22 protein-coding genes are annotated in these 21,203 nt (G+C 70.5%); 8 read left to right on the top strand and 14 right to left on the bottom strand.

Going from position 1 to position 21,203, the window contains the following annotated elements:
* Window positions 1–591 precede the first annotated feature (591 nt).
* Entirely contained in the window at window positions 592–1,233 is a 642-nt protein-coding gene (locus ACFWYM_RS22000) for a DNA-3-methyladenine glycosylase (protein ID WP_384839613.1), read from the bottom strand.
* Window positions 1,234–1,403: 170 nt separating this feature from the next.
* On the opposite strand from ACFWYM_RS22000, the gene ACFWYM_RS22005 reads away from it, so the two are divergent.
* The 3 genes from ACFWYM_RS22005 (at window position 1,404) to ACFWYM_RS22015 (ending at window position 3,492) form a co-directional block, all read left to right on the top strand.
* On the top strand, window positions 1,404–2,186 hold the full coding sequence (locus ACFWYM_RS22005; RefSeq protein ID WP_384839616.1) for a sporulation protein: 783 nt from the start codon (window positions 1,404–1,406) through the stop codon (window positions 2,184–2,186).
* A 47-nt stretch (window positions 2,187–2,233) separates the two neighbouring features.
* A complete protein-coding gene (locus tag ACFWYM_RS22010; protein WP_384839619.1) occupies window positions 2,234–2,776 on the top strand; it encodes a YbhB/YbcL family Raf kinase inhibitor-like protein in 543 nt (180 codons plus the stop codon).
* A 170-nt stretch (window positions 2,777–2,946) separates the two neighbouring features.
* Window positions 2,947–3,492: an HNH endonuclease gene (locus ACFWYM_RS22015; RefSeq protein WP_384839622.1), complete on the top strand. Its 546-nt coding sequence runs from the start codon at window positions 2,947–2,949 to the stop codon at window positions 3,490–3,492.
* Between the two features lie 63 nt (window positions 3,493–3,555).
* Here the strand turns inward: ACFWYM_RS22015 and ACFWYM_RS22020 are convergent, their stop codons facing one another.
* The 3 genes from ACFWYM_RS22020 to ACFWYM_RS22030 form a co-directional block, all read right to left on the bottom strand.
* A complete protein-coding gene (locus ACFWYM_RS22020; protein WP_384839625.1) occupies window positions 3,556–4,494 on the bottom strand; it encodes an SPFH domain-containing protein in 939 nt (312 codons plus the stop codon).
* 93 nt (window positions 4,495–4,587) lie between these two features.
* Window positions 4,588–5,019, bottom strand: a complete 432-nt coding sequence (locus tag ACFWYM_RS22025) for an NfeD family protein (protein ID WP_384839628.1) — start codon at window positions 5,017–5,019, stop codon at window positions 4,588–4,590.
* 72 nt (window positions 5,020–5,091) lie between these two features.
* Complete coding sequence (locus tag ACFWYM_RS22030) at window positions 5,092–5,889, bottom strand: ABC transporter ATP-binding protein (protein ID WP_384839631.1); 798 nt, start codon at window positions 5,887–5,889, stop codon at window positions 5,092–5,094.
* 121 nt (window positions 5,890–6,010) lie between these two features.
* On the opposite strand from ACFWYM_RS22030, the gene ACFWYM_RS22035 reads away from it, so the two are divergent.
* The gene (locus tag ACFWYM_RS22035; RefSeq protein ID WP_384839635.1) at window positions 6,011–6,793 is read left to right on the top strand and encodes a hypothetical protein; all 783 of its coding nucleotides are present in this window, start codon (window positions 6,011–6,013) and stop codon (window positions 6,791–6,793) included.
* 111 nt (window positions 6,794–6,904) lie between these two features.
* Here the strand turns inward: ACFWYM_RS22035 and ACFWYM_RS22040 are convergent, their stop codons facing one another.
* From ACFWYM_RS22040 to ACFWYM_RS22055, 4 genes are all read right to left on the bottom strand, one after another.
* A complete protein-coding gene (locus ACFWYM_RS22040; protein ID WP_384839638.1) occupies window positions 6,905–7,144 on the bottom strand; it encodes a chaplin in 240 nt (79 codons plus the stop codon).
* Between the two features lie 282 nt (window positions 7,145–7,426).
* Window positions 7,427–7,672, bottom strand: a complete 246-nt coding sequence (locus ACFWYM_RS22045) for a chaplin (protein WP_384839642.1) — start codon at window positions 7,670–7,672, stop codon at window positions 7,427–7,429.
* 157 nt (window positions 7,673–7,829) lie between these two features.
* Window positions 7,830–8,492 (bottom strand): response regulator, encoded by a 663-nt coding sequence (locus tag ACFWYM_RS22050; RefSeq protein ID WP_384839645.1) that lies wholly within the window; start codon window positions 8,490–8,492, stop codon window positions 7,830–7,832.
* Entirely contained in the window at window positions 8,485–9,630 is a 1,146-nt protein-coding gene (locus tag ACFWYM_RS22055) for a GAF domain-containing sensor histidine kinase (RefSeq protein WP_384839648.1), read from the bottom strand. Before ACFWYM_RS22055 ends, ACFWYM_RS22050 begins: the two co-directional genes overlap by 8 nt.
* A 581-nt stretch (window positions 9,631–10,211) precedes the next feature.
* Here ACFWYM_RS22055 and ACFWYM_RS22060 point away from each other — a divergent pair.
* Complete coding sequence (locus ACFWYM_RS22060) at window positions 10,212–10,922, top strand: transglycosylase SLT domain-containing protein (protein ID WP_384839651.1); 711 nt, start codon at window positions 10,212–10,214, stop codon at window positions 10,920–10,922.
* Window positions 10,923–11,021: 99 nt separating this feature from the next.
* On the opposite strand, the gene ACFWYM_RS22065 is transcribed toward ACFWYM_RS22060, so the two are convergent.
* Window positions 11,022–13,601, bottom strand: a complete 2,580-nt coding sequence (locus ACFWYM_RS22065; protein ID WP_384839654.1) for an FHA domain-containing protein — start codon at window positions 13,599–13,601, stop codon at window positions 11,022–11,024.
* Window positions 13,602–13,866: 265 nt separating this feature from the next.
* Between ACFWYM_RS22065 and ACFWYM_RS22070 the strand changes: the two genes are divergently transcribed.
* Both ACFWYM_RS22070 and serB read left to right on the top strand, forming a co-directional pair.
* Complete coding sequence (locus tag ACFWYM_RS22070) at window positions 13,867–15,774, top strand: streptophobe family protein (protein ID WP_384839657.1); 1,908 nt, start codon at window positions 13,867–13,869, stop codon at window positions 15,772–15,774.
* 148 nt (window positions 15,775–15,922) lie between these two features.
* Entirely contained in the window at window positions 15,923–17,155 is a 1,233-nt protein-coding gene (gene serB / locus ACFWYM_RS22075) for a phosphoserine phosphatase SerB (RefSeq protein WP_384839660.1), read from the top strand.
* Window positions 17,156–17,293: 138 nt separating this feature from the next.
* Here the strand turns inward: serB and ACFWYM_RS22080 are convergent, their stop codons facing one another.
* The 4 genes from ACFWYM_RS22080 to ACFWYM_RS22095 all read right to left on the bottom strand — a co-directional run bounded on the left by ACFWYM_RS22080 (window position 17,294) and on the right by ACFWYM_RS22095 (window position 19,856).
* The gene (locus ACFWYM_RS22080) at window positions 17,294–17,812 is read right to left on the bottom strand and encodes a SixA phosphatase family protein (RefSeq protein ID WP_384839663.1); all 519 of its coding nucleotides are present in this window, start codon (window positions 17,810–17,812) and stop codon (window positions 17,294–17,296) included.
* 87 nt (window positions 17,813–17,899) lie between these two features.
* A complete protein-coding gene (locus tag ACFWYM_RS22085) occupies window positions 17,900–18,124 on the bottom strand; it encodes a hypothetical protein (protein WP_384839666.1) in 225 nt (74 codons plus the stop codon).
* Between the two features lie 177 nt (window positions 18,125–18,301).
* Window positions 18,302–18,418 (bottom strand): SGM_5486 family transporter-associated protein, encoded by a 117-nt coding sequence (locus ACFWYM_RS22090; RefSeq protein ID WP_107102012.1) that lies wholly within the window; start codon window positions 18,416–18,418, stop codon window positions 18,302–18,304.
* Between the two features lie 106 nt (window positions 18,419–18,524).
* Entirely contained in the window at window positions 18,525–19,856 is a 1,332-nt protein-coding gene (locus tag ACFWYM_RS22095; RefSeq protein WP_384839669.1) for a CynX/NimT family MFS transporter, read from the bottom strand.
* A gap of 126 nt (window positions 19,857–19,982) precedes the next feature.
* Between ACFWYM_RS22095 and ACFWYM_RS22100 the strand changes: the two genes are divergently transcribed.
* A complete protein-coding gene (locus ACFWYM_RS22100; RefSeq protein ID WP_384839672.1) occupies window positions 19,983–20,669 on the top strand; it encodes a FadR/GntR family transcriptional regulator in 687 nt (228 codons plus the stop codon).
* 18 nt (window positions 20,670–20,687) lie between these two features.
* Here ACFWYM_RS22100 and ACFWYM_RS22105 read toward each other — a convergent pair whose 3' ends face one another.
* Complete coding sequence (locus ACFWYM_RS22105) at window positions 20,688–21,053, bottom strand: hypothetical protein (protein ID WP_384839675.1); 366 nt, start codon at window positions 21,051–21,053, stop codon at window positions 20,688–20,690.
* Between the last annotated feature and the right edge of the window lie 150 nt (window positions 21,054–21,203).

A 21,203-nucleotide genomic window follows, 5' to 3' on the forward strand; every position in this document is an offset into this window, starting at 1 on the left:
TTCGTCCTGAGCCAGGATCAAACTCTCCGTGAATGTGTACCGGTAATCCGGTCCGACACCACGAGAGCGGAACCACCGGGCGGAATAAGCCCGGCAGTTCACAGCGTCCTCGCTGTGTGCCTGACGGTCGGTGAGACCGGCAGGACTTTTTCAAAGGAACCTCGCCCCAACCGGACATCCGGCCGGAGACGGGGTATCAACATATCTGGCGTTGATTTTTGGCACGCTGTTGAGTTCTCAAGGAACGGACGCTTCCTTTGTACTCACCCTCTCGGGCTTTCCTCCGGGCGCTTCCCTTCGGTGTTTCTTTTGTTCTTGCGTTTCCGACTCTATCAGACTCTTTCGTGTCCGATTCCCGGTCGGCGGGATTTGTCTTTTGGCCTCGCGGCCTTTCGACATTCACTACGTTAGCCGATTTCCCGAGCAACTCATAATCGAGGCCCGCGAGTTCGAATTTCGGCATGCGGGCATGCGAAATACGGCCCCGCTGAGGGGAAGTCGTAGGTAGTGGTTGGCCGCTTCCGGCTGCTGGCTGAACGCCGTACCCGGTTCAAGCGGCTCGGGCTACATTACGGACCGGCCAGGGGTGCGTCAAGTTCGGCGGCGACGGGGCGTATGGGCCCGATAAGGGCTCACCGTAGGGTCGTTGGCGGTCCAGAAGCGCCAGGGGTGGACGCCGCCCTCGCCCGCGACGCCGGTGCGCGGTCCGCTTCTGACCTGGTCGGTGCGGGTGGCCGTGCCGGTGAGGAGCGAGAGCGGGGCGTCCGGGCCCGCGCAGACGTCGGCTCCGTCGAGGGATCGGTCCACGTCAAGGGCCGTGGCAAGGCGGGCCGGACCTTTGGCCAGTTCCTTGTCGTTGCGGGCCGAGAGTCGTCGCTCGCGGGCCAGTTCGGCTCCAGTGGTGATCTCGCCCGCGCGGAGCAGGACCGCCCGCGCCTTGCCCTCGGGTCCGCACACCAGGTTCATGCAGTGCCACATGCCGTAGGTGAAGTAGACGTACACGTGTCCGGGCGGGCCGAACATCACGCCGTTGCGGGCGGTGCGGCCGCGATAGGCGTGTGATCCCGGGTCCGTCTCCCCCGCGTACGCCTCGACCTCTGTGAGGCGGAGCTCGATCGGCCCGTCCGGGGTGCTGCGGACGAGGATGCGGCCCAGCAGGTCGGGGGCGACCTCCAGGACGGGGCGGTCGAAGAAGTCCCGGGGCAGGGGCGTACGGTCAGGGGCCGCGATCATGGCGTACGAGCGTAGTGCAGGTAGTGCGGATGGTTCGAGCGGACGGTGGGCAAGGGGCCTTGGGCTTGCCAGGGTGAAGAAGCGGAACCGCGCACGGGCCCATCGCGTTTGTACGGGTCAGGAATTGAGCATCGAGTCGACCACAGGCCGGGGGCCTGGGGAGGAGAGTCATGGGGTTCAAGAAGCTGCTGGCGAGCCTGGGGGCCGGCGGGGCGTCGGTCGAGACGGTGCTGACCGAGGTCAATGTCGTGCCCGGTGGCATCGTCCAGGGCGAGGTGCGGATCCAGGGCGGCTCCGTCGACCAGCAGATCGAGGGGCTCTCCGTCGGTCTGCAGGCGCGGGTCGAGGTCGAGGGGCAGGACCAGGAGACCAAGCAGGACATCGAGTTCACCAAGGTGCGGCTCGGCGGGGCCTTCGAGCTGAAGGCCAACAACGTGCACGCGGTGCCGTTCGGCCTTGAGATCCCCTGGGAGACGCCGGTCACGACGATCGACGGGCAGCAGCTGCGCGGCATGAACATCGGTGTGACGACGGAGCTGGAGATCGCCCGGGCCGTGGACTCGGGTGACCTGGACCCGATCAATGTGCACCCGCTGCCCGCGCAGCAGGCGATCCTGGACGCCTTCATCCAGCTCGGCTTCCGCTTCAAGAGCGCCGACATGGAGCGCGGGCACATCCGGGGCACGCGGCAGAAGCTCCCCTTCTACCAGGAGATCGAGTTCTACCCGCCGCAGCAGTACCGCGGCCTGAACCAGGTCGAATTGAGCTTCGTCGCGGACGACCGGGCGATGGACGTCATCCTGGAGATGGACAAGAAGCCGGGGCTCTTCAGTGAGGGCAGCGACAGCTACAAGTCGTTCCAGGTGGGTCTGCACGACTTCCAGGGCACCGACTGGTCGGCCTACCTGAACGAGTGGCTGTCCCAGGTCGGCAGCAAGCGCAACTGGTTCTAGGGTCGGTCCGGAGAGTTGTCGCCGATGCAGATCCAGGAGGTGTCGTCGTGACCGAGCAGGCCAAGAGGGCCCCGCTTCCCCATGACTTTCATCCGCAGGTGCCGTCCTTCACCGTGGTGAGCGAGGACTTCGAGCCCGGCGCGGTGCTCAAGGACGCTCAGGTCTACGCGGCCGGGAACACCTCGCCGCACCTGCGGTGGGAGGGCTTCCCTGCAGGGACGAAGAGCTTCGCCGTGTCGTGCTTCGACCCGGACGCCCCCACGGGGAGCGGCTTTTGGCACTGGTCCGTCTTCGACATCCCGGTGTCGGTGACGGAGCTGCCCACGGGTGCGGGCACCGGCAAGTTCGAGGGGCTGCCCGAGGGCGCGGTGCAGGTGCGCAACGACTACGGGACGCGGGACTTCGGGGGCGCGGCGCCGCCGCCCGGGGATCCGGCGCACCGCTATGTGTTCACCGTGTACGCCGTGGACCAGGAGAAGCTGGGCCCGGACGCGGACGCGTCACCGGCCGTCGTGGGCTTCAACCTGCGGTTCCACACGCTGGCTCGGGCGCAGGTGCTCGCGGAGTACGCGGCCCTTCCCGACAGCTGAGTCCAACAGCGAGTTCAAGGCTGAGCGTTCACTGAACGTTTGCCCGTCCCTGGTCATGGAAGTGATCAGGGGCGGGCATTTTTATTGCGTTGTCCATCTCGGCGTGCCCGGCCAGAGTTGATCCAAGCCCGCCAGGGGTGGGCCGGTGCAAACGGGAGGTGGGCAGGGAAATGCGGGACACGCTGGTGCTGAACGCGGGCTTTGAGCCGCTCTCGACGGTGACGCTCCATCGCGCCGTCGTTCTGGTGCTCCAGGACAAGGCCGTCGTCGAGCAGGCCCACCCCGGACTCCGTATGCGCGCGGCCGCCGTTGATATTCCGGTGCCCCGGGTGATCCGGCTCTGCCGGTATGTCCGGGTGCCGTTCCGAAGACAGGCTCCGTGGTCGAGGCGCGGTGTTCTGGTCAGGGACCAGCACCGCTGCGCGTACTGCGGCAGGCGCGCGACGACCGTGGACCACGTGGTGCCGCGGTCGCAGGGCGGTGCGGACAGCTGGCTGAACACGGTGGCTTCGTGCTCGGCGGACAACCACCGCAAAGCGAACCGGACTCCGGAGCAGGCCGGCATGCCGCTGCTCCGGCAGCCGTTCGAGCCGACCCCGGCGGACGCGATGCTGCTCGCGCTCGGGCGGGAGGAGTTGGCCGGTCTTCCCGATGGGGTCTCCCCTCCTCGAACGCAGTTGAGGGTGTGGGGAAGGCTGCACGAGTCGGCTGCTTAGCGCGGCAGGCATACGTGAAGGGGGCCGCCTCCCACAGAGGCGGCCCCCTTCACGTATGCCAGGTCAGTCCAGCGGGGGCTGTTCGCGGCGCTCGGTGGCGGTGGCGGTGCCACTCGAACCGCCGCCCATGGGGTTGAAGTTGCCGATGGCGCCGCCGAGGCCCTTGAGGGCGTCGCCGATCTCGCTGGGCACGATCCAGAGCTTGTTGGCGTCGCCCTCGGCGATCTTCGGGAGCATCTGGAGGTACTGGTACGAGAGGAGCTTCTGGTCCGGGTCGCCGGCGTGGATGGACTCGAAGACCGTACGGATCGCCTGGGCCTCGCCCTCGGCGCGCAGCGCGGCAGCCTTGGCCTCACCCTCGGCGCGCAGGATCGCGGACTGCTTCTCACCCTCGGCGCGCAGGATCTCCGACTGCCGGACACCTTCGGCCTGGAGGATCGCGGCGCGCTTGTCGCGGTCGGCGCGCATCTGCTTCTCCATCGAGTCCTGGATGGAGGTCGGCGGCTCGATCGCCTTGAGCTCGACGCGGTTGACGCGGATGCCCCACTTGCCGGTGGCCTCGTCGAGGACGCCGCGCAGGGCCGCGTTGATCTCCTCGCGGGAGGTCAGGGTCCGCTCCAGGTCCATGCCACCGATGATGTTGCGGAGTGTGGTGACGGTCAGCTGCTCGATGGCCTGGATGTAGGAGGCGACTTCGTACGTGGCGGCGCGGGCGTCGGTCACCTGGTAGTAGATGACCGTGTCGATGTTGACGACCAGGTTGTCCTGGGTGATCACCGGCTGCGGCGGGAAGGGCACGACCTGTTCACGGAGGTCGATGCGGTTGCGGATCGAGTCGATGAACGGGACGACGATGTTGAGGCCCGCGTTGAGCGTTCTGGTGTAGCGGCCGAAGCGCTCGACGATGGCCGCGCTGGCCTGCGGGATGACTTGGATCGTCTTGATCAGGGCGATGAAGACCAGCACCACCAGAATGATCAGGACGATGATGATTGGTTCCATCGTGGTTCCCCGTGCCCTTCTTGCCTCGGCGCTCGCGGCGCTTCCGGAGTCTCTGGAAGATCTTGGAGATCTCGCGGGTCGAGTCTCTCAGAGTCAGAGGACGACCGCTGTCGCTCCGTCGATCTCGACGACGTCCACTTTCTGGCCCTTCTCATAGCTCTTGTCGGCGTCGAGCGCACGGGCCGACCAGATCTCGCCGCCGAGCTTGATGCGCCCGCCGGAGGCGTCGACGCGCTCCAGGACCACGGCCGTGCGGCCCAGCAACGCCTCGACTCCGGTGGCGAGTTGGGGGCGCTGCGTGCGATGGCGGTTGGCTATCGGCCGTACGACGGCGATGCCCGCGGCCGAGACCGCGACGAAGACAAGGGCCTGCATCACCGGGCCACCGCCGAACCCCGCGGCCACCGCGCCCGCGACGGCACCCACGGCGAGCATGCCCAGCTCGGGCATCGCGGTCAGGACGAGTGCGATGCCGAGCACCGCCGCGCCGATCAGCCACCAGACCCATGCGTCGATGTTCTCCACAAGGTCATGGTAGGACCGCGGGTCCCCTTACGGACAGGGCGCCGATCAGCCCGGCGGGGCCGTTCGCGCTCGTCAGCTCAGGGGCAGGCCCGTGGCGCTCCAGCGCTCGCCCTTCTGCTCGACGACCAGCGGCAGGCCGAAGCAGAGGGAGAGGTTGCGGGAGGTGAGCTCCAGCTCCAGTGGGCCCGCGGCCATGACCTTGCCCTGGCGGATCATGAGGACGTGGGTGAAGCCCGGGGCGATCTCCTCGACGTGGTGCGTGACCATGACCATCGAGGGGGCGATGGGGTCGCGGGCGAGGCGCCCGAGACGGCGCACGAGGTCCTCGCGGCCGCCGAGGTCGAGGCCCGCGGCGGGCTCGTCGAGCAGGAGCAGTTCGGGGTCGGTCATCAGGGCGCGGGCGATCAGGGTGCGCTTGCGCTCGCCCTCGGAGAGGGTGCCGAACTTGCGGTCCAGGTAGTCGGTCATGCCGAGGCGGTCGAGGAAGGCGCGGGCGCGCTGCTCGTCCACCTCCTCGTAGTCCTCGTTCCAGCCCGCGGTCATGCCGTAGGCGGCGGTGAGGACGGTCTGCAGGACGGTCTGGCGCTTGGGCAGCTTCTCGGCCATGGCGATGCCGGCGACGCCGATGCGCGGGCGGAGTTCGAAGACGTCCGTGCCGGGCTTGCCGAGGGTCTCGCCGAGGATCGTGGCGGTGCCCGAGCTGGGGTGGAGGTAGCTGGAGGCGACGTTGAGGAGGGTGGTCTTGCCCGCGCCGTTCGGTCCGAGGATGACCCAGCGCTCCCCCTCCTTGACCGACCAGGAGACCTGGTCCACCAGAGCCCGGCCCTCTCGGACCACGGATACGTCCTCAAGCTCCAGTACATCGCTCATGAGCGCGCTGTCTCCCATTGCAGTGTCGGTCGTCGCGTGCGTCTGTGGACGCAGCCCCCGGATAAAACCTACGCCACTGGCCGAGCACTCCCGTCGCCAGACCGGTCCTTAGGCTGTGGTCATGCTCTCGGAACCACGCTCAGGACGGTTGGCCTCTTGGGGAAATGCCCTTTTGGCCGGACTTATTTCACCGGATGACGCGGTGCTCGCGATCGTCGGCGAGGACGCGGTGCACCGGGTCGAGGGGCTTCCCGGCGAGTCGGCGCCCGTGGGGCTCACGCTCGCGCTCGGGCGGCTGCGTTCGCTCGGGGTGACCGGCTTCCGGGTCGCGCTGCCGGCGCCGGGGCATCCGCTCGGGCTCAGCGGCCCGCCGGAGTTCAACGCGCGGGCGCTCGAGGCGGAGGAGGCCGTCGTCGCGTTCGGGGCGCCGCACGGCCTGGTGCCGGAGGCGTACGAGGCGGGGCCCGAGGGCGACGTACACGTCGAAGTCGTCTGGCACTGCCTGCCCGTACGCGAGGCGCCGCCCGCCGACGTGCCCTCGCTGGGCGAGGCGGAGCGGGAGCTCGCGGAGGCGCTGCGGGAGGCCACGGCGGTTCTCTCGCGCCTCGACGTGGCGGGTTCGGGGCCGGTGGCGGAGGCGGCGGTCGACGCGTACCGGGCCCGGGCCGAGCGCGGCCGCGAGGTGCTCGCCCCGGGCTATCCCCCGCGGGCGGTACGGGTGTTGGAGCTGGCGCAGCGGGTCGGTCTGCTGATCTCGGTGGCGTACGAGAACGGCCACGGCGGCGCCGTGAGCGCCTCCGAGATGGCCGCCCGGGCCCAGGCCCTGCGCCCGGTCGAACGGACGGCCAGGAGGGCCCAAGTGGCCGCCTACAACGCTTATGTGGAGGAGCGGGAGCGGAGCTGAGGCGTCGGCGCGGGGGCGTCCCGCCCGACGGACGGAGGGTGTGCTGTTCCGCACAGCAGAGGGCCCCACGGACCGGGTGGTCCGTGGGGCCCTTGTGCCTGTGGCGGCGCGTCAGCCGTTCGACGAGGTGTTGTCGAAGGTCGGGTTGAGGGCGCCGATCACGTTGCCGCTGTTGCCCGTGGCGTTGACCGGGACGTGGACCGGGACGGTCGCGGCGTTGCCCGCGCCGACGCCCGGGGAGTTCTCGGCCTTGGCGTTGCCGTCTGCGTCGGCGAACGCGGCACCGGCGGAGGCGCCCGCGGCGAGACCGGCGACGGCGATGGCCAGGGCGGCCTTCTTGGCGATGTTCATGGGAAGTGTTCCTCCAGCTATTTCGTAGCGACCCCAGCCGCGGAGTCGCACGCTGAGAAACGCCTGGGCCGACCGGATGACACGGGGCGGCGGGACGATGCCCCCGTTTGGATCAATAGGCCGACGATCTGCGGAACTTGAGGCCCCCGAGGGCGTTGTGACAGCCGATGCGGGCCACGCCGTCACGGAGTGCATGCCATGCCGTCACAGGTGCGCACACACCAGACCGGCCCCTCGGGAATCCCGAGGGGCCGGTGGTCACTGCTGGACCAGAGGCGTGCGTCAGCCGTTGAAGCCGTCGTTCGCGAAGGTCGGGTTGAGGCCGCCGATCACGGTGGCGGTGTTGCCCACGGCGTTCACGGGGACGTGCACCGGCGCCTGGACCAGGTTGCCCGAACCGACGCCCGGCGACTTGACGGCCTTGCCGTTGGCGTCCGCACCGTCGTGGGCGGAGGCGAGACCAGCGCCCGCGGCAACCAGTCCACCGGCCACCATGGTGATGGCCGCAGCCTTCTTCAGGTTCTTCATTCCTAGATCCTCCTTGCGATCGCCACGGCCAGCCGCCGCAGCATGCACTGGAGAACGCCCGGGCCCGCCGCAGGATGCGCCATCCGGGGGACATCCACACGACGGTATGAATCTCAGCCCGGAACTAGACGCTCCGCTCTGCCGGTTCGGTGCCCGTTCAGCCGGTCACGCCATGGCGTACGGCCCACAGGGCGGCCTGGGTGCGGTCCGCGAGGTCGAGCTTCATCAGGATGTTCGAGACGTGCGTCTTGACGGTCTTCTCGGAGAGGACGAGGGCGCGGGCGATCTCGCGGTTCGAGCGGCCGTCCGCGATCAGGCCGAGGACCTCGCGCTCCCGCTCGGTGAGTGAACCGCCCCTGCCCTGGCCTCCGTTGGCGTCCTCCTGCGAGAGCAGGGCGCCGGCGACCTCGGGCTGGAGCAGGACGTGGCCCGCGTGCACCGAGCGGATGGCGCCGGCGAGGGCCTCCGGGTCGACGTCCTTGTAGACGTAACCGGCGGCGCCTGCGCGCAGGGCCGGGACCACCGTGCGCTGTTCGGTGAAGCTGGTGACGATCAACACGCGCGCGGGGTTGGACAGTTCGCGGAGCTTGCGGAGCGCCTCGACGCCGTCCATGCCCGGCATCTTGACGTCCATGAGGACGACGTCGGGCTTCAACTCCTCGGCGCGCTCGACTCCTTCGGCGCCGTCGGACGCCTCGCCGACGACCTCGATGTCGTCCTGGATCTCCAGGAACGTGCGCAGACCGCGGCGGACCACCTGGTGGTCGTCGACCAGCAGTACCCGGATCCCTGCCTTGGGGCTCGACTCGGACTCAGCCACCGGGCACCTCCATCTCGATCGTGGTGCCCTTGCCGGGCGCCGATTCCACGGTCAGCCGTCCGCCGACCCCGCCGGCCCGGTCCCGCATGGAGACCAGGCCCAAGTGCCGTCCCGCGCGGCGTATGGCCCGCGGGTCGAAGCCGCCGCCGTCGTCCGTGACGCTGAGGACGGCGGCCTGGCCGCGCTTCTCCAGGACCACGGAGACCGCGCCCGCGCCGGAGTGCCGCAGGGCGTTGTGCAGGGCCTCCTGCGCGACCCGGAGCATGGCCTCCTCCTGGGCCGCGGGCAGGGCGCGCACGCCGCGGCTCTCGAAGGTGACGGCGGCGGAGTGGGCGCGGTCGAGGACCTGGATGTGGGTGCGCAGGGTCGCGACCAGGCCGTCCTCGTCCAGGGCCGCGGGGCGCAGCTCCACCACGGCGGCGCGCAACTCGTCCGCCGCCTCCGCCGCGAGGGCCGCCACCTGCTGGAGCTCGCCCTTGGCGCGCGTGGGGTCGCGGTCCACCAGGGCGGCCGCGGCCTGGGCCGTCAGGCGCAGCGAGAAGAGCTTCTGGCTGACCGCGTCGTGCAGCTCGTGGGCCAGGCGGGAGCGCTCCTCGGCGATGGTGAGCTCGCGGCTGCGCTCGTACAGGCGGGCGTTGGTCAGGGCGATCGCGGCGTGCTGGGCGAGGATGCCGAGCAGCTCCTCGTCCGCCGCCGTGAAGCCGCAGCCGCCTTCCGGCTTCGGGCACCGCTTGTTGGCGAGGAAGAGCGCGCCGAGCGTCTCGTCCCCGTACCGGATGGGGAGGCCGAGGAAGTCGGACATGTCGGGGTGGGCGGCGGGCCAGCCCTCGAAGCGGGGGTCCTCGCGGACGTCGGCGAGCCGCTCGGGCTCCGCCCTCTGCAGCATCGCGGCGAGGATGCCGTGCTGGCGGGGCAGCGGGCCGATGGCCTTCCACTGCTCCTCGCTGACACCGTCGACGACGAACTGGGCGAATCCGCCGTGGTCGTCGGGGACCCCTAGCGCCGCGTACTCCGCGTCGAGCAGCTCGCGCGCGGAGGCCACGATCGTCTTGAGGACGTCGCGCACCTCCAGGTGGCTGCTCATGGCGAGGAGTGCGGAGCTCACCGCGGTCAGCCCGGTCCGGGGTCCTTGACTCATGGCCTCACCGTACCGGCGGGCCGGGGCGGGGCGGATCGGACCTGGGACGGCCGCCGCCTAGGGCTCGCGGCGTAGGCCGTGGGTCCCTCGCCCTCCCCGTTCTCTGCCCGTCTCCCTGTCCTCTTCTCGGGCTTCTCCCCTATATAGCGATGAGGGTGACCCCTATATAGGCAGTACGGATGCTTTGTCCGTTCTCTGCCCTTGGGGGGAGCCCGGCGCCGGGGGCCTCCTACTTCAGGATGAGGGTGCTCACGGAGAGCGTTGCTCTGGCAACTACTGGTGAGACTGTTACGTGTTCGATGTGAGCCCGCGCATAGGGCGCACATCACGTACGAAGGCGCCTAGTTGATGAGAATGTCCTTTACAGGCGCGGTGGGGGCGGGGCGGGGGCGAGGACGGTCACCCCGTGATCCACTACCTCGGATCGTACGTCACACCTTTGCCACAGAATTTTGCGGCCGCTAAGAATTGCTCCCGTCGCTCGGCGCCGCGGTCTTCGCACCGCGGCGTTTGTGCCGGAGAAGCAACCTGTCCCCCGCCGGACGAGAGCGACCTCCGCTATTTCGAAGAGGTCCACTGCCATGTCCAAGCACGCCACTCCTGGTCATAGTCGCAACACCCTGACCAAGGCCCAGAAGCTCTCGATCGCCGGTGTCGCCACCCTCGGTGCCGCGGCCCTCGCGTTCTCCCTGGTTCCGGGCGCGGGCAGCGCCACGGGCGATGCCGCGCAGTCCGTGGACGCCGCCCCGGTGGCCTTCGCCGCCCCGGCCCACGCGCAGCAGGCCACCCACGCCAACGTGACGAAGCAGCTGGCCAACGCCGACAAGCAGGCCGAGGCGAAGAAGAAGGCCGACGAAGAGGCCGCCGCCAAGAAGAAGGCGGACGAGGAGGCCGCGGCCAAGAAGAAGGCCGAGGACGAGCGCAAGGCCAAGGAGGCCGCCAGCCGCGCCGCCGCCCGCAAGCCGGTCTACGCCAACAACCTCGACGGCTGGATCCGCCAGTCCCTGGACATCATGAAGGCCAAGGGCATCCCCGGCTCCTACGAGGGCCTGCACCGCAACATCATGCGCGAGTCCACGGGCAACCCGAACGCCATGAACGGCTGGGACGTGAACGCCCAGAACGGCACCCCGTCGATCGGCCTGCTCCAGGTCATCCAGCCGACGTTCGACGCGTACCACGTCGAGGGCACCGCCAACAACATCTACGACCCGGTCGCCAACATCACCGCCGCGGCCAACTACGCCGCCGACAAGTACGGCTCGATGGACAACGTGAACGGCGCCTACTGAGCCCCTGAACAAGGGGACCTCTTCAGCGAGGCTCAGCGAACGACGCCGAAGGGCGGCACCCCGTGCGGGGTGCCGCCCTTCTCGCATGTGCGCGCGCCGTTACTTGCGCATGACCTCCGGCTCGTGCCGCCGCAGCAGGCGGGCGACCGCGAAGCCGCAGGCGACGCCGAGCAGCAGCAGGACCGTGATGTTGAGGCCCCACTGGCCGACCGAGTGCTCCCACAGCGGGTCGAGGTCACCCGGCTTCTTCGGGTCCCACGGCGGCATCAGGTGCGCCAGGTCGAGCGTGGAGCCCGCACCGGCGATGGCCCAGCGGGACGGCATCAGCCAGGCGAACTGCTCGAGGCCGGGCGAACCGTAGATCTGGAAGAGCACGCCGGTGAAGACGACCTGGACGATCGCGAACATCACCAGGAGCGGCATGGTCTTCTCGGCGGTCTTCACCAGCGAGGAGATGACCAGGCCGAACATCATCGAGGTGAAGCCGAGCGCGATGATCACCAGGCAGATCTCGGCGGCCGGCGGCATGATCAGGCCCTCTTCGGGCAGCTCCCGGGGCGCGAAGCCGATGGCGCAGATGATGACGCCCTGAAAGGCCGTGATCACGCCGAGGACGATGACCTTGGACATCAGATACGCCGAGCGGGACAGGCCGGTGGCCCGTTCGCGCTCGTAGATGACCCGCTCCTTGATCAACTCTCGTACGGAGTTGGCCGCGCCGGAGAAGCACATGCCGACCGCGAGGATCAGCATGATCGTGCCCGCGTCGCCGTTGAACTTCACCGGCGGCTTGGGCGGGCCCAGGCCGAAGTCGGCCGGGATCACGACACTGACGATGCCGAGGACCGCGGGCAGGATCACCATCAGGCCCATGAAGCCCTTGTCGGAGGCGATCACCGAGGTGTAGCGGCGGATCAGGGTCCAGAGCTGGGAGCCCCAGCCCTGTGGCTTGGGCGGGCGGACCGCCTGCGGCGGCGGCATCTGCGCCGACTGCGGGGCGACGGCGTCGATGTCCGCGGCGTACATCTGGTAGTGCTGCGAGCCCTTCCAGCGGCCCGCCCAGTCGTAGTCGCGGTAGTTCTCGAACGCCGAGAAGACGTCGGCCCAGGTGCTGTAGCCGAAGAAGTTGAGCGCTTCCTCCGGCGGACCGAAGTAGGCGACCGAACCGCCGGGCGCCATCACCAGGAGCTTGTCGCAGATCGCGAGCTCGGCCACGGAGTGCGTGACGACGAGGACCGTGCGGCCGTCGTCGGCGAGGCCGCGCAGCAGCTGCATGACGTCGCGGTCCATGCCCGGGTCGAGGCCCGACGTGGGCTCGTCCAGGAAGATCAGGGACGGCTTGGTGAGGAGCTCCAGGGCCACCGAGACGCGCTTGCGCTGACCACCGGAGAGGGAGGTGACCTTCTTCTCCTTGTGGATGTCCAGCTTGAGCTCGCGCAGGACCTCGTTGATGCGGGCCTCGCGCTCGGCCTCGGCGGTGTCGCCGGGGAAGCGGAGCTTGGCCGCGTACTTGAGGGCCTTCTTGACGGTCAGCTCCTTGTGCAGGATGTCGTCCTGCGGGACCAGACCGATGCGCTGGCGCAGCTCGGCGAACTGCTTGTAGAGGTTCCGGTTGTCGTAGAGGACGTCGCCCTGGTCGGCGGGGCGGTAGCCCGTGAGCGCCTTCAGGAGCGTCGACTTGCCGGAGCCCGAGGGGCCGATGACCGCGATGAGCGACTTCTCCGGGACGCCGAAGGAGACGTCCTTGAGGATCTGCTTGCCGCCGTCGACCGTGACCGTGAGGTGGCGGGCCGAGAAGGAGACGTCACCGGTGTCGACGAACTCCTCGAGCTGGCCGCCGACGAGGCGGAAGGTCGAGTGGCCGACGCCGACGATGTCGTTCGGGCCGATCAGGGCCGTGCCGGACTTCGCGATCGGCTGGCCGTTGACGTACGTGCCGTTGTGCGAGCCCAGGTCGCGGATCTCGAAGCGGCCGTCGGGCGTCGCCGTGAACTCGGCGTGGTGGCGGGAGACCTGGAGGTCGGAGACCACCAGCTCGTTCTCCAGGGCGCGGCCGATGCGCATCTTGTGGCCGAGCGCCAGCTGGTGGAACGTCGTCGGGCTGCGGTCGCCGTAGACCGGCGGCGCCCCCGCGACTCCGCCGGAACCCATGCCCGCGCCGTGGCCGCCCTGCTGCGGCGGGACGTGCGCCTGCTGCGCCGGGGGCTGCTGCGGCTGCTGCTGCCAGCTCTGCTGCTGGGGCACCTGCTGCTGTTGCTGCTGGTACTGCTGCGGCTGCTGGGGGGCCTGCTGCGCCGCCCAGCCGGGGGCGTTCTGCTGCGGTGCGGCCTGGGCCGACTGCTGCTGCGGAGCGGAGACGGCGGCGGCCGCACCCGCCGCACCGGACGCGCTGCCCGAGACGTTGATCCGCGGGCCGTCGGTGGCGTTTCCGAGATGGACGGCCGAGCCAGGGCCGATCTCCATCTGATGGATCCGCTGCCCCTGCACGAAGGTGCCGTTGGTCGAGCCGTGATCCTCGATGACCCAGCTGCGGCCGCCCCAGCTGATCGTGGCGTGCCGCCACGAGACCCTGGCGTCGTCGAGCGCGATGTCTCCCTGCGGATCGCGCCCGAGGGTGTATGCCCTGGACTGATCAAGCGTCCAGGTCCTGCCATTCAATTCCAGTACGAGTTCCGGCACTCCAGCCCCACTGAGTTGTCCCCCGAGCTAGCCCCCGTCGATGGGGAGTCTAGGGATGTCGAACATCGGGAGGAACTATTTCAGGCGGAGGGCTCTGACCGAAAGTCGGGCCTTGTGAAGAGTGCGTACGGGCCCTGATGGTTGCCCCGTTGACGGGGCAGAAACCTGCCCGGAAAGTAGTAAGCGCCCATCGGTGGGGACGGATCATGCGCATCAGGCGCATTCCGTACGAATGGGATAACGCGCTGTGGTTCGGGGGGTCTTGATGGAGACCGGCGAGTACAGGGGCGGACGGAAGAGCGTGCGCTGGGGTGACGTGCTGCTCTCCGCGGTGGCCTCGGTGAGCTGGGCCTTCGTCGGCATGGCGGGAACGGCCGCGCTCGGCCTGCATCTGCTCGGCGCCGACGCGGCAGGGTCGCTCGGCCCGATGACGGCGGCGGCGATCGCGCTCGGCGTGGGCGGATCGGTCACCCCGTCCGGGGATGTGTCGGCTTTCGGCCTCAAGGGGGCCGAGGCGCACACAGCGATCGACGTCATGCCGCTCGGGGTGGGGCTCGCGGGGGCGGTGCTGCTCGCCTTCTTCTTCTCACGGTCCTTGCGCGGGGCGGGAGTTGTGATCACACCGGGCGAACTGGCGGCGCGCGCGGGCGCCGTGATCGCCCTTTTCGTGGCGCTGCTCGGCGGGCTCGCCTGGGCCGGTCACGACATCATCACGATCGACGGCGAGAAGCTCGGACTCGACAAAGGCATCGACAAAGGACTCGACGAACTGCCAGGGGGCATAGGCGACAAACTGCCCGGCGGAATCGGAGACATCGGCGGACTTCTGCCCGACCGGATCGGCGACCTCGTGAAGGCGAAGGCCGCGGTCGGCTTCACGGTGGACACCGGCGCGACGCTGCTCGCCGGCGCCGTCTTCGCGGCCGGGGTGCTCCTGATCGCGCTGCTCGCCTCGCGCCGCACCCCGCTCCCGTACGCCCTGGACGGACTGCACCGGGTGGTGCGGCCCGCCGCGTCCGCGCTCGTCACCGTGCTGCTGGTCGCGGTCCTCGCGGGGCTCGCCGCGGCGGCGTACGCGATGATCGGGGACGCGCACCCGAAGCGGATCGCGGGCGCCGCGCTGCTCGGGACGCCGAACGGGGTGTGGCTCGGGGTGCCCCTCGGCCTCTTCGTGCCCTGGGACGGCACGGCCTCCGGCCAGCTCACCCAGGTCCTGCCCGACCCCGTGGACGACCTGCTCGCGGGCAAGACGGACGAGCCGCTCACCCTCGGGCGGCTCGCCGAACTCGACGGCAGGGTCTGGCTGTTGGGGGTCGCGGCGGCGCTGATGATCCTGTTCGCCGGGGTGCTCACGGCGGTACGGACGCCGGTTCCCGGACACGGGCCGGGGGCGGCCGGGCGCGAGGTGGGGGCTCTCGGCTTCGCCGGGCGGTGCGCGCTGCGGCTCGGGGCGGTGACGGCGCTCGCCCTGCCGCTCCTCGTGTGGCTGACCGGGGTGTCGGCGGACGCCTCGCTGTCGGTGCTCGGCTTCGACGCGGTCGGGGCCGGGCTCGAACTGCACGGCCGCACGGCGATGGCGCTGGTCCTGGGCGCCGCTTGGGGGGCCGGGGCGGGCGCGGCCGGGGCGCTGCTCGCGTGGGCGACGGGGGCGGCCGGTGGTGGGGTGGCGCCGCTGGCGGTCGCGGGGGTCTCGGAGGTGGCGGGGGTCGAGGGTGCGCGGGAGCCTGCGGATGTACGGGGGTCGGCGGGGCTGCGCGGGGATGCGCCGGCCGGGCGGCAGGCGGGGCCGTACGAGCCGGGTGAACCTTCGTACCGGCCGCCGAACCCGGACACGAATCCGTACCTGCGGCCGCCGGGCGCGCAGCCGCCACCGCGGCGTGACGAGAGCGCACGGCCGCCGTCGCGGCGTGACGAAGACTCGGGGGCGCCGTCGCGGCGTGACGAGAACTCGGGGGCGCCGTCGGCCCATGGCGGGAGCTCCGGGGCGCCGCCCGACGACGTCGCCGGCGCGCCGACCATGGTGGGCCCGATCACTCCCCCGCCCCGCCCGAAGCCCCCGTCCCGGAACCGGCCCCGCCCCCAGCAGGACGGCGAGTGGCCACCGCCGCCCCCGCCACCACCACCGCCGCCCAAGGACGGGCCGCCGCGTCGGAGGCCGCGCGGGGAGAGGTGACCCCGAGGACGCGAGAGCTCGAAACGGACGAACTTGTCCGTTCGGTTGCGTGCGGCTGTCCCCCGCCCATCGGGCACCTGTCGCCCGTCTGTCCACCACACGGACCAGCGTTCCCGGGCCACAGGGCGGGGGATACCGTAAGGGCACCATGAGCGCTTCGAAGCCACCTCAGCCCGTCGCTGCCCCGGCGACCGCCGACGTCCCGACTCTTCTCGTCAAGATCTTCGGCAAGGACCAGCCCGGTCTCACCGCCGGGCTCTTCGACACCCTCGCCGCCTACTCCGTAGATGTCGTCGACATCGAGCAGGTCGTCACCCGTGGCCGGATGGTGCTGTGCGCGCTCATCACCGCGCCGCCCACGGGCATGGAGGGCGATCTGCGGGCGACCGTGCACAGCTGGGCGGAGTCCGTGCGGATGCAGGCCGAGATCATCTCGGGCCTCGGCGACAACCGCCCGCGCGGCTCCGGCCGTTCGCACGTCACCGTGCTCGGGCATCCGCTCACCGCCGAGTCGACGGCCCGGATCGCCGCCCGCATCACCGCGACCGGCGGCAACATCGACCGGATCTTCCGGCTCGCCAAGTACCCCGTGACCGCCGTCGAGTTCGATGTGTCCGGCGCGGAGACCGAGCCGCTGCGCACCGCCCTCGCGACGGAGGGTGCCGCGCTCGGCGTCGATGTCGCGGTGGTCGCCTCGGGGCTGCACCGCCGGGCGCAGCGCCTGGTCGTGATGGACGTCGACTCGACCCTGATCCAGGACGAGGTGATCGAGCTCTTCGCGGCGCACGCGGGCTGCGAGGACAAGGTCGCCGAGGTGACCGCGGCGGCGATGCGCGGCGAGCTCGACTTCGAGCAGTCGCTGCACGCGCGCGTGGCGCTCCTCGCGGGGCTCGACGCCTCGGTCGTGGAGAAGGTGCGCAGCGAGGTGCGGCTCACCCCGGGCGCCCGCACCCTGATCCGCACCCTGAAGCGGCTCGGTTATCAAGTGGGCGTCGTCTCGGGCGGGTTCACCCAGGTCACGGACGATCTGAAGGAGCGGCTCGGCCTCGACTTCGCCCAGGCCAACACCCTGGAGATCGTCGACGGCAGGCTGACCGGCAAGGTCACCGGGGAGATCGTGGACCGGGCGGGCAAGGCCCGGCTACTGCGCCGCTTCGCCAAGGAGGCGGGGGTGCCGCAGGAGCAGACGGTGGCGATCGGCGACGGCGCGAACGACCTCGACATGCTGAACGCGGCCGGTCTCGGTGTGGCCTTCAACGCCAAGCCCGTGGTCCGCGAGGCGGCGCACGCGGCGGTCAACTTCCCCTTCCTCGACACCGTGCTCTACCTCCTCGGCGTCACCCGTGAAGAGGTCGAGGCGGCGGAGACGCACACGGACTGAGGGGCGCACACGGACTGAGACGCACACGGACTGAGCGGTCTCCCTGGGGCGGCTTGCCCGTCAATACGTCGGCGGGGCCCGGCACTTCGGCGCCGGGCCCCGTTTCCGTACTTTCCGTACGACGTGCGCGAGCTGTTGCTACTCCGACGGCGCCCAGTAGTCGGCCAGGGTCGCGGTGCCGGGCTCCAGGCCCTTCCACGAACCGGTGTACGTCAGGACGGCGAAGGCCGAGGTCGGGAAGCCGCGGCGGTTCATCCGCACCTGGGCGTCGCCCTCGGAGTCGCCGGCGAGGATGTCGGCGAGGCCCTGCACTCCGGGGTTGTGGCCGATCAGGATCAGGTTCCGCACGTCGTCCGGAGTCTCGTTGAGCACGGCGATGAGCTCTCCGGGCGATGCCTCGTAGACCCGCTCCTCGTACACCGTCCTGGGGCGGCTCGGGAACTCCTGGACGGCGAGCTTCCAGGTCTCGCGGGTCCGGGCGGCCGTCGAGCACAGGGCCAGGTCGAAGGGGATGCCGGTGTCGGCCAGCTTGCGGCCGGCGACGGGGGCGTCCTTGCGGCCACGCTCCGCGAGCGGACGCTCATGGTCGGACACCTGCGGCCAGTCGGCCTTCGCATGTCGGAAAAGGACAATCCTGCGGGGTTCTGCGACGCTCATGCGTCCCAGCTTCGCATGAAACGCGCCACAGGGCGCAGGGAGTTGACGTGCTCCCCCGGCAAGAGTGACGGCGTGTGCGCAGAGGTGTCAGGAGGCGAGCCTGAGGATCGTCTCCTGTATCCGGTCGACAAGGTGGGCGAGGGTGGGCTCGCTGCCCGCCGCGTGCGCGTCCGCCGGGTTGAGGATCAGCGCGAGCAGGGCCACGAAGGCGATGACGGGGAGCGCGACGGCCCACCAGGGGAGCCGGATCTGGACGGGGCCCGCATCGGCCGGGGATCCCGCGCCGCGCGAGGTGTGCGTACGGGCCGACATGATGCCTCCGTGGTGTCCGTGGTCTTCGACCGGTGCGTGACCGCCGCGTCGCGGCCACATCTCGAAGGTACGGACTCCGGGCCCTTCAACCCATCCGGTGATCCACCCACTTGACCCTGACACTGACCCCCTAGGGGATGGGGGTGCTAGCCCCACCATCCCGCTCCGGCGGCGGGGTCACGGTGACGCGACGGACGCCACGATGCCGATGATGACGGTGATGGCCAGCATCGCGCCGAGCACGATGAGGAGCTTCTTCTGGCCGTTCTGGGGGTTCGGGTCGAGGACGGGCATACGGAGAGTCTCGCACCCTTTGTCCGGGGGCCGGGCCCCGGGGTCGGCCCCCGCACCGGCCACTCGTATCCACCGCTCGTATCGACCGCTCGTATCGGCCCCGAGGTCAGGGCCTCTTCGCGGCGACGACCCTGGAGGCGGCCGCCGCCTCGTCCTCGACGGTGCGGTTGCGCCCCGCGAGGCAGCCGACGACGATCTGCGGGACCATCAGGGTCGCCATGAACGCGATCGGCAGCCCCCAGCCGCCGCTGTGCTGGTTGAGCACGCCCACCAGGAGCGGCCCGGGGATCGAGATCAGGTAGCCGGTGCTCTGCGCGAACGCGGAGAGCTTGGCGACGCCGACGCTGCTCTTGGCGCGCATCCCGACCATCGTGAGGGCCAGCGGGAAGGCGCAGTTGGAGACGCCGAGCAGCAGCGCCCAGGCCCAGGCACCGCCCGCGGGGGCGAGGTAGAGACCCGCGTATCCGATGAGGCCGCAGGTGCCGAGGACGACCACGACCGGGCCCTGGTTCGGCAGCCGGGTGGCGACCTTGGGGATGACGAAGGCGAGCGGGACACCCATCGCCATCGTGGTGGCGAGCAGCAGACCGGCCTGACCGGCCGGGACGCCCGCGTCGCGGAAGATCTGTGGCATCCAGCCCATGGTGATGTAGGCGGCGGTGGCCTGGAGCCCGAAGAAGACGGCGAGCGCCCAGGCGGTGCGGCTGCGGGTGACGCGCAGCGCGTCGTCCTCGCCGCGCACCTCGGCGCTGACGTGCTCGGCCGGAGCCGGCGCGGAGGGGTTGCCCCGCTCCCGTACGAGCGGGATCCAGGGCAGCACCGCGACGGCGGCGAGCACGCCCCACACGGCGAGGCCGGTGCGCCAACTGCCGCCCAGGGCATGGGTGATGGGCACCGTCGTGGCCGCGGCCAGGGAGGTGCCGAGGGCGAGCGCCATCGAGTAGAGGCCGGTCATGGAGCCGACGCGGTCCGGGAACCAGCGCTTGACGATCACCGGCATCAGGACGTTGCTGACCGCGATGCCCATGAGGGCGAGGGCGCTGGCGGCGAGGAAGCCCACGGTGCCCCCGGCGAAGGGCCGGATCACCACGCCCGCGGCGATGGCCACCATGCCCGCGCACACCACGGCGCCGGGCCCGAAGCGGCGCGCGAGCCGCGGCGCCATGACCCCGAACACCGCGAAGCACAGGGGCGGTACGGAGGTCAGGAGTCCGGCGAGGGTGCCGCTCATGCCGAGTCCGTCGCGCACCTCTTCCAGGAGGGCGCCGAGGCTGGTGATGGCGGGGCGGAGGTTGAGGGCGGCGAGGACGATGCCGACGATCACGAGACGCGTCGCCCACGCGCGTGCGTGCGGCTCCTTCGCCCCGGCGGGCGCGGGCGTCTCGGTGCGTATCGGGCGCTGCGTCATCGTCGTCGTCTCGGTTCCCTCACTGACCATGGAGCCATCATAGAATCATGGGATGATTGGTTGTCCAATCCCTTGTCGCACACTGAGTCCCCGTCCTCGTCCTCGTCCCGAACTGGGTCCCCTCCCTTGTCCGGCTCTTCCGCACGAAGGAACGTCATGCCGCTGACTTCCCCGCGCCGCTCGGCGCTGTCCGAGCAGGTCATCTCCGAGCTGCGCAACCAGATCTCCTCGGGCGAGTGGCCGGTGGGCAGCCGCATCCCCACCGAGCCGGAGCTGGTCGAGCGCCTCGGGGTGGCCCGCAACACGGTCCGCGAGGCGGTCCGCGCGCTCGCGCACAACGGCCTCCTGGACATCCGGCAGGGCTCGGGCACCTATGTGGTCGCGACCAGCGAGCTGGCGGGCGTGATGCACCGCAGGTTCGCCGACGCCGACCCCCGGCACGTCGCGGAGCTGCGCAGCACGCTGGAGTCGAGCGCGGCGAAGCTGGCCGCGGAGCGCCGCACGGAGCGCGACCTCAGGCAGCTGGACGGGCTCCTGGAGCGGCGCGAGAAGGCGTGGGCGTCGGGGGACGCGGAGAACTTCGTGACGGTGGACGCGACCTTCCACATGGCGGTCGTGGCGGCGTCCCACAACGACGTCATGACGGCCCTGTACGCGGATCTGGGCGAGGTTCTGCGGGACTGGCTGCGCGAGGACGTGGGGCAGACCCTGACCCCCGAGACGCACATGGACCACGCCCGCCTGGTCGAGGCGATCCGCGTACAGGACGCGGAGGCGGCGGCCTCGGAGGCGGCGGGCTACCCGTTCCTGTGCCGCCCGGAGCTGTTCACCGACGAGCACTGAGCCGGTCGCCGGGCGGGCTCACCGTTCGTGGCTGACCCAGGCCGACCTGACCTCTTTCCAGCACCGCCCGGTGAGCCGCACCGTCTGCGCGGGCCCCGCCTCCACGGGGGCGGCGTCGGTGTCGATGTCCCACCACCGGTCGCACTCGATGTGCAGCCGGACCCGGTCGGTGTCCGGGTAGGGGTTGTGGCAGTACGCGACCACGCGCGAGCCCTCGACGGCGTTGCGGCACTCCGCGCCGAACGGCCGCTCTTCCTGAGCTCCGCCGTCGGCCACGCGCGCGCGTGCCTGCTCCGCCGCACCGCCGGTCAGGGACACGGCGTCGTACGGCAGGGCGAGCAGGAGGGCGAGAGCGGCGGGCACCGCACGAGGTGACAGGCGCACACTTCAGAGTGCGCGGCACCAGGGGGGCGGCGCCCGGCCAGGGGGCCGAACGGGCGAGGACCCCCCGCCCGCGAGATACGGGCGACGGGGCGTGGAAAGAGAACACGGAGGGGAGTGTCGTCGCTTCCGAGGGCGCCAGGAAGTGGACGG

Source organism: Streptomyces sp. NPDC059009, from assembly GCF_042740175.1.
GTDB lineage: Bacteria > Actinomycetota > Actinomycetes > Streptomycetales > Streptomycetaceae > Streptomyces.